The following is a 14056-nucleotide window of genomic DNA, read 5'->3' as shown; positions in this document are numbered from 1 at the left end:
GCAATTGCCTAGTGGCGAACCTTCAGACGGGCGTGCGTTGGGCAATCTGGGTGGGGGCGAAATGACAGGTAAAGGTGCTGCCATGGCCTGGCACGCTACTGATCTCAAGGCGTGCGCGGTGCCGCAAGAGTACGTGCTTGACGATCGCCAGACCAAGGCCGGTACCGCCAGTGTTGGACGCTCGACTGGAGTCGACCCGATAAAAACGTTCGGTCAGGCGTGGCAGGTGCTTGGCATCAATGCCAATCCCCGAATCCTGGACGCTCAAGTGCGCGCCGTGTTCGTCGGCCCACCAGCGGATGCGGATCTGCCCTTCATCCTGAGTGTACTTGACGGCATTGAAGACCAGATTGGAGAAGGCGCTGCGCAACTCCGCCTCACTGCCTTTGAGACGAATGCCGGGAGCGGCTTCCAGCGTGATGCGCTGGTTGCGTTGACCCGACAGGGCTTGGGCATCGTTTTTGATCGTTTGCAGGAGTGGTTCTACGGCCACTGGCTGGTTGTCCGAGGGGTAGTCCGTGGCCTCAAGCTTGGCCAGCAGCAGCAGGTCGTTGAGCAGGGTCTGCATGCGCAGGCCCTGTTGTTGCATCTGCTGTAGCGCCCGGACCCAGCGCGGGTTCACCTGCTCGACGTTATCGAGCAAGGTTTCCAGGTAGCCGGCAATGACGGTCAACGGCGTGCGCAGCTCATGAGAGACGTTAGCAACGAAGTCCTTACGCATTTGTTCGAGCTGGTGGATAAGGGTGACGTCGCGGACCAGCATCAGATGTTCATTGTTGCCATACCGGGTGATATGCAGCTGCACGCGCAGGCGGTCGTTGATCGGTGACGGTATTTCCAGCGGTTCGACGTAGTTCTCCTGTTCGAAGTACTCCTTGAAGCGCGGGTGGCGAACCAGGTTGGTTACTGGTTGACCGCTGTCCTGGGGAGTTTTCAGGCCTAGCAGGGTTTCAGCAGCGCGGTTCCACCATTCCAGGTTGCCATCGCTGTCGAGCATGATCACAGCATCCTTGAGAGCCGCTGTGGACTCCTGCACGCGATCGATCACTGCCTGCAGACGGCCACGCACGCGTTGGTCGCGGCGTTGCAGGTGATAAATGCTGTCGAACACCTCGCCCCACAAGCCATACCCATCGGGCGGTGCCTCATCGGGCTTGTGCAAGCGTAGCCACTCGTGCAGGCGCAACAGTTGCTTGAGTGTCCAGCCCAAGTAGAGCGCCAGGCCAAGGGCCAGGCTCCAGCCGTAATAACCACTGATCAAACCAACCAGCAGGCAGGCGGTAATCAACAGCAGCATGTGGCGAATCAGGGTGCCATGCCAGTTCTGGTTCAATTAACGACGCGTCCTTTCCTATACCTTGGCCTGATTATCGATTCAGCTTTTGGTCGAGAAGCGATAACCGGTCCCACGCACAGTTTGTACCAGATTCTCGTAAGCCTCACCCAGTGCCTTGCGCAGACGGCGGATATGCACATCGACGGTGCGCTCTTCGACATAGACATTGCCGCCCCATACCTGGTCGAGCAATTGGCCACGTGTGTAGGCACGTTCCTGGTGGGTCATGAAGAACTGCAGCAAGCGATATTCGGTAGGCCCCATTTCAGCAGGCTTGCCGTCGATGGTGACCCGATGGCTGATGGGATCGAGCAGCAAACCGCCGACTTCAATTGGCGCTTCGCCGTCGCTTGGACCTGCACGGCGCAGCACGGCCTTCAGGCGGGCCACCAACTCGCGAGGTGAGAAGGGTTTGGTGATGTAGTCATCAGCGCCAACTTCAAGACCCTGGATCTTGTTGTCTTCTTCACCCTTGGCGGTGAGCATGATGATCGGAATATCGCCGGTCAGCTCGTCGCGCTTGAGGCGTCGGGCCAGCTCGATGCCAGAGGTGCCCGGGAGCATCCAGTCCAGCAGGATCAGGTCTGGCTTGCGGTCGACGATGATGGCGTGGGCCTGCTGGGAGTTTTCTGCTTCCAGGCAGTCATAGCCGGCCATCTCCAATGCAACGGCGATCATTTCGCGAATTGGCGCTTCGTCGTCAACGATGAGAATGTTTCTGCCAACCATGCTTAAACCTCTTCCATTAAAGGTGTCTTGGCCCGCATTAGATAACGGAATTATTGCAGTCGTGTGACAAGTCGTGGGCTATAGCAGCAACATTCGGTTACTGGGCTAGGCTTACATTCCCTCTCCCGAGAAACACGGTGGATCCAATGACACGACATACGCTGAACTGGATGGCGCTTTTCACTGCAGTGGCACTGGCCTTGCCGGGAATCGCTTCCGCCCATCATGCCATGATGAAAGATGGTGTGATGGTCGACCATGCCGGCATGACGCTTTATACCTTCGACAAGGACTCGGGCGGAAAATCCATGTGCAACGATGAGTGCGCCAAGAACTGGCCGCCGTTGCTGGTCAAGGATGGTGACATGGCCGAAGAGGGGTGGACGCAGATCAAGCGTGACGACGGTTCAATGCAGTGGGCTTACAAGGGCAAGCCGGTCTACACCTTCATCAAGGACAAGAAAGGCGGGGATATGACCGGTGATGGCATGAAGGATGTGTGGCATGTGATCAAGTGACCGCGACGTTAATCACAGGGCAAGCCCGCTTCCACTGCTGCTCGGGTGGGAGTGGGCTTGCCCCGCGCGGGTTCAGAAACTGTAATCCAGCACAATCCCCACGAATATCAGCAGCCCAGCCCAGTGGTTGTGCAAAAACGCCTTGAAGCAGGACTCTCGGTCGAGATTGCGGGTCGACCAGAATTCCCAGACAAAGCACAGCAACGCTGCCATCAGGCCCAGATGGAACCAGCCGCCCAATTCAAAACGCATGCCTGCCAGCAACAGGCAGCCTAGCGAAAGTACCTGCAGGGTCAGGATGATGACCCGATCAGCTTCGCCAAACAGAATGGCAGTGGATTTCACCCCAATCTTCAGATCGTCATCGCGGTCGACCATGGCGTAGTAGGTGTCATAACCCACGGTCCACAGCAAATTGGCGATGTACAGCAGCCAGGCGATGGCCGGCAGCTCGCCGTTGGCTGCGGTGAAGGCCATGGGAATGCCCCATGAATACGCTGCCCCCAGCACTACTTGTGGGTAGTAGGTGTAGCGCTTCATGAACGGATAGCACGCCGCTAGCGCCACGGCGCCGAACGATAGCCACACAGTCCTGGTGTTGGTGCATAGCACCAGCAGGAAACTGGCGCCCACCAGCACGGCAAACAGTACCAATGCTTCGCGGGCATTGATCCTGCCAGCGGCCAAGGGGCGGTCGGCCGTACGTTTGACGTGACCATCGACCTTGCGGTCGGCGAAATCGTTGATAGCGCAACCGGCCGCACGCATCATTACCACGCCGAGGGTGAAAATCAGCACGTTGGCCAGGGTTGGCGTGCCCTTGGCGGCAATCCACACAGCCGAAAGCGTTGGCCAAAGCAGCAGGTAAATGCCGATCGGCCGGTCCATGCGGCTAAGTTGGATAAAATCCCAGGCCCGTGGGTGCAGGCGATTGAGCGACTTGAGCAGTTGCAGGTACATCAGCGGATCCCCCCGGCAATCTCGGTAGCCTGCCACAGTGAAGGCAGGAAGACTTCGGCTACCAAGATGCTCAACGCGTCACGATCGAAGCGTGAGCGCCGTCCCCAGAGTTTGTCGCTGGCATCGATGGTCGGCAGCCAGGTCTTGGGGTAATGGCAGACTTCAATGGCACGGCGCGTGAAGGCATGGTCGCAGAACAGCAGCTCCCCCAGGGAGCGACTGCCCAACGCTTCCATATCCAGCCCGCCGCTTTCCAGAGCGCTACGTGCGGCGACGCTTCGGGCGAACACCCAGGCTTGGCCGTGGCCTCGCAAATACACTTCGCGTACCCAGCCTTCGCTTTGCGGGGCCAGGCCTAATGCCTGGCACTCGTCATCACGCAGCGGCTGCCATCCTTCATAAAGGGGTGTAACGGAAAAGTGGTCGGCGGATAATCGAGTCAGGCGACGGGTCAGAGATCCTTGATCGAACAACCAGTCCAGAAGCGCGGGCGTTGCGCTGTCTGCTACCTGAGAGTGCTGCAACCATTCTGCAGCGGGCGCTTGCAACGTTTCGTACGACACGATGGTATGGATTAACAGGCCAAAGAGACGGCGAGCTTAGCATGATTGCCCGATCCGGCTTGCATGCTGGCACCTGGCTCCAGTACAAAGCCCTTCCTTAGATGGTCGCCAATGTAATTTTGTCTAGAGCGGCCACTCCAAAGCCTGGATTCGTTGAGGAAAAACGTGATGAAAAAGTGGCAGTGTATTGTTTGCGGTCTGATTTACGATGAGGCCGAGGGCTGGCCGGATGACGGCATCGCCCCAGGCACACGCTGGGAAGATGTTCCGCAGGACTGGCTGTGTCCAGACTGTGGCGTAGGCAAGATGGACTTCGAAATGATCGCTATCGGCTGATCATTTTATAACCAAGATTCGAGGAAGGCATGGCATGACGGCTCCAGTGGTAATTGTTGGAACAGGATTGGCGGGTTACAACCTGGCCCGCGAATTTCGCAAGCTCGACGGCGATTCGCCGCTGTTACTGATTACCGCCGATGATGGCCGATCCTACTCAAAGCCAATGCTTTCTACCGGCTTTGCCAAGAACAAGGATGCTGACGGCCTGAGCATGGCCGAACCCGGAGCCATGGCCGAGCAGCTCAACGCCGAAGTACGCACCCACACCCGTATCAGCGGAATCGACCCTGGTCATAAGCGCCTGTGGATTGGTGAGGAGCAGGTTATCTACCGCGACCTGATTCTGGCTTGGGGGGCGCAAACCGTGCAGGTGCCGGTTGAAGGCGATGCCGGCGATGCGATTTTTCCGATCAACGACCTCGAGGATTACGCTCGATTTCGCGCCGCCGCTGCAGGCAAGCAGCGGGTGTTGATTTTGGGCGCTGGGCTTATAGGCTGTGAGTTCGCCAATGACATGAGCCTGGGAGGTTTCCAGGTGGATTTGGTGGCGCCCTGTGAGCAGGTGATGCCAACTCTATTGCATCCGGCTGCCGCAGCTGCCGTGCAGACCTGCCTGGAAGGGCTCGGGGTACGCTTGCACCTGGGCCCGGTGTTGACCCGCCTGCAGCGGGTTGGCGCAGGCCTGGAGGCGCACCTGTCCGACGGCCTGGTAATCGCGTGCGATTTGGTGGTTTCTGCTGTCGGCTTGCGTCCGCGTATCGATATGGCCGCTGCAGCCGGCTTGCAGGTCAACCGAGGTGTAGTGGTCGATCGGCAGTTGCGCACCTCCCATGCCAATATCTATGCACTGGGCGACTGCGCCGAAGTCGATGGTTTGAATCTGCTTTATGTCATGCCGCTGATGAATTGCGCGCGCGCCTTGGCGCAAACCTTGGTTGGTAACCCTACGGCGGTTGCCTATGGCCCCATGCCGGTAACGGTAAAAACCCCCGCCTGCCCGTTGGTGGTATCTGTGCCGCCTCATGGTTGTGAAGGTACCTGGCACGTTGAAGGCCAGGGCATCGACCTTAAAGTGCTCTGTCACGATGCTGAAGGCAACCTGCTCGGCTACGCCCTTACGGGCTCGGCAGTCATGGAGAAGCTGGCTCTAAATCGGCAACTTCCCGCGCTTATGGCGTAAACGGCCTGCATTCTGTCGGATTACCCCTGTGTTTGCGTGAACAATGGCCGCCCAGAGACTGGCGCGGCCCCTGACGGCATGCCATTCTCACTCCCGTCTGCCGCAGTTTAGAGCCTGCGGTGCCTTGGGCGCTGCTTGCGAAGAGCAGCACGGCATAAAAACAAAAAACCGTCTAAGAGGCTTCACTATGCGCAAACCAGAACTCGCCGCAGCTATCGCTGAAAAGGCCGACCTCACCAAAGAGCAAGCCAATCGCGTGCTCAACGCCGTTCTCGAAGAAATCACTGGCGCACTGCATCGTAAAGACAGTGTGACTCTGGTCGGATTTGGCACCTTCCTGCAACGTCACCGCGGTGCTCGCACTGGCAAAAACCCGCAAACCGGCGAGCCTGTCAAAATCAAAGCCAGCAATACCGTTGCGTTCAAGCCAGGCAAGTCCCTGAAGGACAGCGTCAATCCTTGATGCCTCGCATGGGTTGATTGCATTGGAAGACGGGTACCTGCGCGGTGCCCGTTTTCATTACCGCTGCCTGGCTGCGGAATACGTCCAAGGAGGGACGCAAGATGCACTGCAAGACTTATAACGCCAGGACGGCGGTTCGTGGCTTGGGTGTCGTATGATCCGGCGCCGTCTTCTACTCAATTTCGCTCTGCACACCCTGGCATGTGTGCTTTTTGTGCTGCTCAACGATTACGCTGTCAGCTATTACAAACAGAATTTTGGCGGTTTCACCGCCCGAGGCGTGGCTGCTGGAATGGTCGCCTGGGGAGCCTGGTATTTGCTGATGATCTTCAGTATTCCCGTCGCCATGATCATGCGTTTGCGTGTTCGTCTCTTGCTGACGCTGGCCCAAGCTGCGTTGATCCTCTATTGGCTAATGCCCGAACACCCGGTACGCGCGCTGTTTTATGCCAGCCTCAATGGCAGCCTGACGTTGATGGCGGTGCTATTAAGCGAGGGTATCGGGCGGCATTTGAAGCCCTTTGTCAGCAGTCAGGCACAAGTATGAATGGCCGGATTCTGAGTAGGATTGAGCCTTTTACCCAGCAAATTGTCCTCATCTTCGCGAAATTAGTAGCAAAGTGTGGTGTTTTTCTAGTGAGACTATAAACTGCTTCGCCAGTCACTTTTTAGCCGAGGCGCGCACATGAAGTTTCGCTTTCTCCTTTGGGCCATGGGGCTGTTGATGGCCAAGGCCAGCCGCAAAAACCCGGCGTTCCAGCAACAATTGGCCGACAAGGACCTGGTATTCCAGTTGCAGACGCTCGATGGCAAGGTTGCACGTCACTTCATTGTCAAAGGCATGCGTATCAGCAGCCAGTCGGGCACTCATCCCCAGCCGGCGTTTGCCATTGCCTTCAAAGATTCAGCCTACGGCTTTGCCACCCTGCAAGCGAAGAACAAGCAGTTGGCATTCATGCAGGGAATTCAGGAAAAAAACATCCAGATCAAGGGCAATCCGGCGCTGGTCATCTGGTTCCAGGGGCTTATGAAATACCTGAAACCGAAGAAAAAGGCCTGACCCCGCAGGGGCAGGCCACCGGCTCAGTGGTGATTGAACTGCGAGGCCAGTTCGCGCAGCAGCGCTTCTGCTTCCAGCACTTTGTTCACCACATCCGCCGCTTTTTCGCGGGTTATGTTCAGGCGCTCCAGCAGTTCGTCCGGGATCGACTCGTCCGGGCCGGAGCCAATGCCTCGAGTACGTAACAGACGTACAGCCAGGCATACCAGGTTCGGGAACGCTGCATGGTCACCGGCGTAGAACGGGTCGTGCTGGAAGCGCAGCGCCGTGGACAGCTCTTCAGGCATATCCCAGTAACGCATTAGCCAGGCCCCGATCTGCTCGCGGCTGATACCTAGCAGGTGCTGTTCGACATAGCTGTGGCACAGGTGCGGATTGACCTCCAGATGGCGGCAGATCAGCGAGAAGTGCGGTGGGAATACATGCGCCAAGAGCAGGTAGCCGAAATTGTGCAACAGCCCGGCCAGGTAGGTCAGCCCAGCTTCCGGCCGCTCGGCACGGGGCATGGCACGGGTCAGTCCTTCGATCACGGCAGCCGTGTAGATCGACTGTTGCCAGTAGGGTGTGGTGTCCTGCGGGTGATCCTTGGGCAGGCTCAAGGTTTTGCCCAGCGCCAGCCCTAATGCCAGGTTGATCACCAGATCAAAGCCCAGCACGCGGACGATAGCGTCCTCTACTGAACGAATCTTGCCGGGAGAAGCGTAGTAGGGCGAGGCAGCCCAACTGACCACTTGCGCAGCCAGCGCCGGGTCGGTTTCGACTACACCGGTAATATCGTCGATGGTGGCGTTGGGATCGACACGCAGCTTGATGATTTTCTGCGCGGTTTCAGCCAGCGGCGGAATTTCGATGGTGCTTTCCAGGCGTTGCTGGATACGGCGCGCGGTAAAGGCCTGGACGGCCTGAGTGATCTCGTCGCGATCATCGGTCGGACGATCGAGGTTCGGACGAATGCTGCTCAAGGGTTCACCAAAGTTACCGGCGCTGGCTTTGCTTAGCATCTTCTTGAAGTCGTCACGTTCGATCTCCAGCAGCAACCCTGCTTCGCCGGAATGAATCAGCAACTTTTCAGGCTTGAGCAGGCTCTCATCGTAGAGACACGGGGAGCTGGTGAGCGCTGGAATGCCAGGCAGGAGCTTCAGGCCGTGCTTGTCGAGCATCAGCTTGAGGCGATCCAGTGGCACGGCAGCAAGCTTGCGGCCAGTCAGTTCGGCCAAGCGGTTGAGGTCAAGCAATTGGTTCTGCGCAAACAGCACCATCAGCGCACCCACTGCATCGTCGAGCAGGACAGCCTGTACCTTGCGCTCAGGCAGCAAGTTTGGATGATCGTGCACTTCGCGATAAGCGATGCCGACCTTTTCCAGCAGCAGCCGGATAACAGGCGGAGCGTGGGGGGTTGCGGTGTCCAGGGCAACTTCAGTCATGGCCTGCATCCAGAAATTTTATAATCGCAAGAGTATAACCAGCTTGCGTCGCAAGATGGATCCATTCTGAGACGGGCGTCACACTTGCCCGTACTGCTGCCCATGGCGCAACCAACGTTCGAGCAGCGGACTGACATGACCAGGCCAGCGCGCCAGTAGCACCTGCGCAGCGTCTCTTACTGCGGGTAACAGGTCTGCGTCACGCATCAGGTCAGCGACCTTGAACTGCAGCAGGCCAGTCTGACGAGTACCCAGCATTTCCCCTGGCCCACGCAGCTCCAGGTCTTTCTCGGCAATGATGAAGCCGTCATTGGTTTCGCGCATGATGCCCAGGCGCTCGCGCCCTATCTGCGACAGGGGCGGATGGTAAAGCAGGACACAATGGCTTACGGCACTGCCTCGACCAACCCGGCCACGCAACTGGTGGAGTTGCGCAAGACCAAGACGCTCCGGGTTCTCGATGATCATCAAACTGGCATTGGGAACATCTACCCCGACCTCGATCACCGTGGTGGCGACCAGCAACTGCAGGTTGCCTTGTTTAAACTCGGCCATGATCGCGGCTTTTTCGGCAGGCTTCAGGCGCCCGTGGATCAAGCCGACGCGTAGCTCACCCAAGGCGCTGCCAAGCTCCTCGAAGGTTGTTTCAGCTGCTTGGCAGGTCAGCTCTTCAGACTCTTCGATCAGGGTGCACACCCAATAGGCCTGGCGCCCTTCGGCGCAGGCAGCACGCACCCGCTCAACCACTTCGAAGCGTCGACTGTCAGCAACCAGAACGGTATTGACTGGCGTACGGCCGGGCGGCAGCTCATCGAGGATAGAGGTATCCAGGTCGGCATAGGCGCTCATTGCCAACGTGCGCGGGATAGGCGTTGCGGTCATGATCAACTGATGAGGGCATAACTGACCACCTACGCCTTTTTGTCTCAAGGCCAGGCGCTGCTGAACGCCGAATCGGTGCTGTTCATCGATGATCGCCAGGGCCAGGTTCTTGAACTTCACCTCTTCCTGAAACAGCGCATGCGTGCCCACCACCATTGGCGCGCCTCCGGCAATTTGCTCCAGAGCGCTGGCGCGAGCTTTGCCCTTGAGTTTGCCAGCCAGCCACGCGACTTCGATGCCAAGCGGTTCAAGCCAGCGTTTGAAAGTAATGAAGTGCTGCTCAGCGAGAATCTCGGTGGGCGCCATCAATGCCACTTGATAGCCGGCCTCAAGCGCCTGCAGGGCTGCCAGGGCCGCCACTACGGTCTTGCCGGCACCCACGTCACCCTGAACCAGGCGCAGCATCGGCTCCGGCTGGCTGAGGTCGTAGGCAATCTCGTTGCCGACGCGTTGCTGGGCGCCCGTTGGCGCGAAGCCGAGATTGGCCAGGTACTGCTCGGGCAAGCGGGTGGCCTTGGGCAGCGCTGGAGCGCGTTGAGCGCGCAGGCTTTCGCGCAAGCGTTGTTGAGACAGCTGATGTGTCAACAGCTCTTCGAATGCCAGGCGGTGCTGGGCCCAATGCTGGCCTTCGGCAAGTTCATCGACATCGGCATCGGCGGGTGGATGATGCAGATAGCGGATCGCATCGTCCAACGGCGCTAGTTGGTAGTCCCGGGCCAATTCTGCCGGGAGCCAGTCGGGCAGGCTGCGTGGGCCGAGCATGGATAGGCTCTGCTGGCACAGCTGGCGCAACCGTTGCTGGGTCAGGCCTTCGGTGGTCGGGTAAATCGGCGTCAGGGTTTGTTCCACCGGCGCGGGCTCGTCGCCGGTCAGGGCGCGGTACTCAGGGTGATAGATTTCCAGTCCCGAAGCGCCGGGGCGGGCTTCACCGTAGCAGCGCAGGTGCGTGCCGCGTTTAAGGCCTTCTTTCTGCGCATTGCTGAAGTGGTAGAAGCGCAGGCTCAGCACGCCGGTACCGTCACCCAGGCGAACCAGTAGGCTGCGGCGTTTGCCCATCACCACGTCCGTGCCGCTGACTACGCCTTCGATCACCGCATCCTGGCCCGGACGCAGGGCGCCAATCGGAACCACGCGGGTGCGGTCCTGATAGCGCAACGGCAAGTGAAAAAGTACGTCCTGAAGGTTTTCCAGTCCGACCTTGGCCAGCTTTTCAGCCATGGCTTCGCCGACACCCTTGAGTGCGGTTACCGAAACCTGAGACAACTCCGGCATATCAGCTTCCTACTGACTCGCAGATGGCTTGGCCACCGAGCACAGGCGGATGGAGTCAGCGAGAATCTCGATCGCCTTGGGCCTCGGAAAGCTGGCGCGCCAGGCAATTGCCACTGTGCGAAACGGTGCCGGTGGGCTCAGTGGGCGCACTTCGAGGACTCCAGGGGCGTAGTGATGGCTGTGCACTGCCGACAACGGCAGGATCGATACACCAAGGCCCGACGCCACCATGTGGCGGATGGTTTCCAGCGAGCTGGACTCGACCGTGGTGTGCTTGGCACCGTCGCTACCCTTGGTAAGGGTTGGACAGGCTTCCAGCACCTGGTCGCGGAAGCAATGACCTTCGCCTAGCAGCAGCAGGCTCTTGTCGTTGAGCAGGCTGGAATCGATGGTCTGCTTCTTGGTCCAGGGATGTTCGCTGGGCATCAGCACATAGAAAGGTTCATCGTATAACGGCAAGGTCAGTACATCGGCTTCGTTGAACGGCAGGGCGATGATCACTGCATCCAGCTCACCGTTGCGCAGCTTGTCGCGCAGGATGTGAGTGAAGTTTTCTTCGATGTACAACGGCATCTGCGGTGCGACGCGGTGCAGTTGCGGGATCAGGTGCGGGAACAGATACGGGCCAACCGTGTAGATCGCGCCGACTTTCAACGGGGCGGTCAGTTGGTTCTTGCCAGCCTGGGCCAGCTCGCGGATACCTTGGGCTTGTTCGAGAACTTTTTGAGCCTGGGCGACGATTCCTTCGCCAACCGGGGTCAGGCGAACAGCGCTTTTGCTGCGCTCGAAGATCAGTACACCGAGCTCATCCTCAAGTTTTTTCACGCCCACCGATAGAGTCGGCTGGCTGACATGGCAACGCTCGGCCGCGTGGCCGAAGTGCTGTTCTTGAGCGAGGGTGACGATGTAGCGCAATTCTGTGAGGGTCATAACGGGCGTCCATGAATTTGCGGCCCCAGCATAGCGGCTGCAATCGATAGACGCACGTTATCAGAGTTGCCCGTTTGTGACAGAAACAATGCGTCAGCGCTTATCCAGCGAGTAGACGAATGGCGCGATCACTTCGATGCTGCCGTTGTTCAGCAATTCCTTGGGTGGTGGTGGTACCGGTTGAGCGCGACGGATCATCTCCAGGGTTGCTCTGTCCAGTGCCGCACTTCCCGAGCCTCCAGCCAGGGCGTAGGAGAGGATCTTGCCCTCGCCATCGACCACGAAGCGTAAGCGGTTGATGCCTTCCATGCGCATGCGCCGAGCATTTTCCGGATAGCGCTTGTACTTGGCCAGGTGGCGCAACAGGTCACTCTGCCAGGTTGGCAAGGCATTGCTGTTGGTGGCGATACTGGGAGCAGGCGCTGCGGATTTCTGCGCTGGCGCGTTGCTTGGCGGCGTATCGACCACTTGCTCGTCGGTAGGCTTGTCCTGCGGCGGCTCAGGCTTTTTCTCAGGTTTGGGCGGCTGCGGTTTGGCCTTCGGCTTGACCTGCTTGGCAACGGCGATCTTCGGCTTCGGTGCCTCAGCCAGTTTCGGCAGCGGCAATTCTTCGACCGGCGCTGGCGGTTGAGGCGGAGTCACTACCTTGGGCGGTGGAGGTGGAGCAGGTACTGGCAGCGGTGCCATCTCGATCATCATCGCCGCAGGCGGCAATTCGATTGCTTGGGGTACCGACCAATTGAGCGTCAGCAGCACGGCAATGGCATGGATACCCAGCACAATTGCCAGACTACTGCTGTAACGCGCCAGCTTATGCCGCGTCTTGATCATTTCTTGGCTGCCGTCTCAAGCCCGACCAGACCGACTTTCAGGTAACCGGCCGCGCGCAGCGTATTCATGACTTCCATCAGATCGCCATAGTCCACGCCTTTGTCGGCCTGGAAGAAGATCGTCGTGTCCTTGTCGCCTTTGGTCTTGGCATCGAGCAGAGCGCCGAGTTGCTCGCGCTGGACCTGCTCTTCGCCGACGTAGACATTTTGGTCAGCCTTGACGCTGAGGAAGATCGGCTTCTCCGGCCTCGGTGCCGGTTTGGCGGTAGAGGCTGGCAGGTCGACCTTGATATCAACGGTTGCCAGAGGCGCCGCCACCATGAAGATGATCAGCAGGACCAACATCACATCGATAAACGGTGTGACGTTGATTTCGTGGTTCTCGGCGAGGTCGTCGCCACCTTCGTTAAGATGCAGGCCCATGGATTACCCCACTTTCACCATGTGAGGCGCGCTGGCGCGATCAATTGGCTGGTGGTCCAGGTCGCGGCTGACCAGCAGCAGCACTTCTGCAGAAGCGTCGGATACTTGCGCTTTGTACCCAGCGATAGAGCGGGCGAAGACGTTGTAGATAACCACGGCCGGGATCGCTGCAACCAGGCCCAACGCTGTAGCCAGCAGGGCTTCGGCAATACCTGGAGCTACTACCGCCAGGTTGGTGGTCTGGGTTTTTGCAATGCCGATGAAGCTGTTCATGATGCCCCACACGGTTCCGAACAGACCGACAAACGGTGCGGTCGAACCAATGGTGGCCAGTACGCCGGTGCCGCTGCTCATGTTGCGGCCGCTGGCCGCTACCAGGCGCTCAAGACGGAAGCTGACGCGTTCCTTGATGCCTTCTTTCTCGCGGGTATTGGCCGAAAGGCGCATTTCATCGAGGGCATCATGGACCAACAGGTGCGCCAGGGTGCCTTCCTTGTTGGCGCCATCGCTGGCTTCCTTGAGGGTGGTAGCCTTTTTCAGGGCGGCAATTTCGCCACGCAGACGACGCTTGGCACCCAGCAGCTCGAAGCCCTTGGCGATCCAGATGGTCCAGGTAATGATCGAGGCAATCGCAAGGCCGATCATGACGATCTTGACCACGATGTCGGCGTTTTTGTACATGCCCCATGGGGACAGGTCATGGGCCATGCCCAAGCTGGTTTCTTCAACCAGGCCTTGCTCACCGGTGTCCGGGACTTGACCGTCTACGGGGGCCACTACCGGGGCAGCAGCCGGATCGACAGGGGCCGCAGCTTGTTCGCCGCCAGTTGCAGGCGCGGCGGCAGGTGCAGTAGCCGGGGCAACGGCAGCAGGTGCAGCGGGGGTCGTGACAGGCTCATCGGCCATGGCGGCGGGGGCCAGTACCAGGCTGAACATCAGCGCGGCAATGGCGCGCCATACGCGCGGCGTGGTTGGCGAAGCGGAAGGTTGAATACGTGTCATGCTGGCCGGACCTGATGAAGAAGAAAGAGTTGGATGTCCTTCTAGGCCTCGAGACGGGCCGAGAACAAAATTTGGGCGGCCATTATTGCAAGTAATTCTTGTTAGCAGAAGTAATAAAGTTACTTTTTTTCTATCATAGCTAGCC

The 14056-nt window shown here is 58.8% G+C and carries 16 protein-coding genes; 6 read left to right on the top strand and 10 right to left on the bottom strand.

The features are described 5' to 3' along the window. Positions 1-22 precede the first annotated feature (22 nt). Together phoR and phoB are read right to left on the bottom strand one after the other, a co-directional pair. Entirely contained in the window at positions 23-1333 is a 1311-nt protein-coding gene (gene phoR, locus H8F21_RS01265) for a phosphate regulon sensor histidine kinase PhoR (RefSeq protein ID WP_203477381.1), read from the bottom strand. A 42-nt stretch (positions 1334-1375) separates the two neighbouring features. After that, positions 1376-2065, bottom strand: coding sequence for a phosphate regulon transcriptional regulator PhoB (gene phoB / locus H8F21_RS01260; RefSeq protein ID WP_028942483.1), 690 nt, complete (start codon positions 2063-2065; stop codon positions 1376-1378). A gap of 146 nt (positions 2066-2211) precedes the next feature. On the opposite strand from phoB, the gene H8F21_RS01255 reads away from it, so the two are divergent. Further along, positions 2212-2583, top strand: a complete 372-nt coding sequence (locus tag H8F21_RS01255; RefSeq protein WP_136478768.1) for a COG4315 family predicted lipoprotein — start codon at positions 2212-2214, stop codon at positions 2581-2583. 72 nt (positions 2584-2655) lie between these two features. Here the strand turns inward: H8F21_RS01255 and ubiA are convergent, their stop codons facing one another. Then, a complete protein-coding gene (gene ubiA, locus H8F21_RS01250; RefSeq protein WP_203477383.1) occupies positions 2656-3543 on the bottom strand; it encodes a 4-hydroxybenzoate octaprenyltransferase in 888 nt (295 codons plus the stop codon). Beyond that, positions 3543-4106: a chorismate--pyruvate lyase family protein gene (locus H8F21_RS01245; RefSeq protein WP_203477386.1), complete on the bottom strand. Its 564-nt coding sequence runs from the start codon at positions 4104-4106 to the stop codon at positions 3543-3545. Before H8F21_RS01245 ends, ubiA begins: the two co-directional genes overlap by 1 nt. Before the next feature lie 168 nt (positions 4107-4274). Here H8F21_RS01245 and H8F21_RS01240 point away from each other — a divergent pair, with 168 nt between their 5' ends. The 5 genes from H8F21_RS01240 to H8F21_RS01220 all read left to right on the top strand — a co-directional run bounded on the left by H8F21_RS01240 (position 4275) and on the right by H8F21_RS01220 (position 7148). Next, on the top strand, positions 4275-4442 hold the full coding sequence (locus tag H8F21_RS01240) for a rubredoxin (RefSeq protein WP_136478765.1): 168 nt from the start codon (positions 4275-4277) through the stop codon (positions 4440-4442). Between the two features lie 34 nt (positions 4443-4476). After that, entirely contained in the window at positions 4477-5625 is a 1149-nt protein-coding gene (locus tag H8F21_RS01235) for an NAD(P)/FAD-dependent oxidoreductase (protein ID WP_203477389.1), read from the top strand. 187 nt (positions 5626-5812) lie between these two features. After that, a complete protein-coding gene (locus H8F21_RS01230) occupies positions 5813-6088 on the top strand; it encodes an HU family DNA-binding protein (RefSeq protein ID WP_003213368.1) in 276 nt (91 codons plus the stop codon). Between the two features lie 154 nt (positions 6089-6242). Further along, the gene (locus H8F21_RS01225; protein WP_203477392.1) at positions 6243-6635 is read left to right on the top strand and encodes a hypothetical protein; all 393 of its coding nucleotides are present in this window, start codon (positions 6243-6245) and stop codon (positions 6633-6635) included. A 138-nt stretch (positions 6636-6773) separates the two neighbouring features. Beyond that, positions 6774-7148 (top strand): helicase, encoded by a 375-nt coding sequence (locus H8F21_RS01220; protein WP_203477395.1) that lies wholly within the window; start codon positions 6774-6776, stop codon positions 7146-7148. Positions 7149-7171: 23 nt separating this feature from the next. Here the strand turns inward: H8F21_RS01220 and H8F21_RS01215 are convergent, their stop codons facing one another. The 6 genes from H8F21_RS01215 to exbB form a co-directional block, all read right to left on the bottom strand. Continuing rightward, positions 7172-8572 (bottom strand): aminoacyl-tRNA deacylase and HDOD domain-containing protein, encoded by a 1401-nt coding sequence (locus H8F21_RS01215; RefSeq protein ID WP_203477398.1) that lies wholly within the window; start codon positions 8570-8572, stop codon positions 7172-7174. Positions 8573-8650: 78 nt separating this feature from the next. Further along, on the bottom strand, positions 8651-10726 hold the full coding sequence (gene recG, locus H8F21_RS01210; protein WP_203477409.1) for an ATP-dependent DNA helicase RecG: 2076 nt from the start codon (positions 10724-10726) through the stop codon (positions 8651-8653). 9 nt (positions 10727-10735) lie between these two features. Further along, the gene (locus H8F21_RS01205; RefSeq protein WP_136478759.1) at positions 10736-11656 is read right to left on the bottom strand and encodes a hydrogen peroxide-inducible genes activator; all 921 of its coding nucleotides are present in this window, start codon (positions 11654-11656) and stop codon (positions 10736-10738) included. Positions 11657-11749: 93 nt separating this feature from the next. Beyond that, complete coding sequence (locus H8F21_RS01200) at positions 11750-12487, bottom strand: energy transducer TonB (protein ID WP_136478758.1); 738 nt, start codon at positions 12485-12487, stop codon at positions 11750-11752. Next, on the bottom strand, positions 12484-12909 hold the full coding sequence (exbD, locus tag H8F21_RS01195; protein ID WP_136478757.1) for a TonB system transport protein ExbD: 426 nt from the start codon (positions 12907-12909) through the stop codon (positions 12484-12486). Before exbD ends, H8F21_RS01200 begins: the two co-directional genes overlap by 4 nt. Positions 12910-12912: 3 nt before the next feature. After that, positions 12913-13911, bottom strand: coding sequence for a tonB-system energizer ExbB (gene exbB, locus H8F21_RS01190; protein ID WP_203477422.1), 999 nt, complete (start codon positions 13909-13911; stop codon positions 12913-12915). Positions 13912-14056: the final 145 nt, after the last annotated feature.

It is taken from the genome of Pseudomonas arcuscaelestis (genome assembly GCF_016881005.1).
GTDB classification, from domain to species: Bacteria; Pseudomonadota; Gammaproteobacteria; order Pseudomonadales; family Pseudomonadaceae; genus Aquipseudomonas; species Aquipseudomonas arcuscaelestis.
This window is presented reverse-complemented; position numbering and strand designations above follow the sequence as displayed.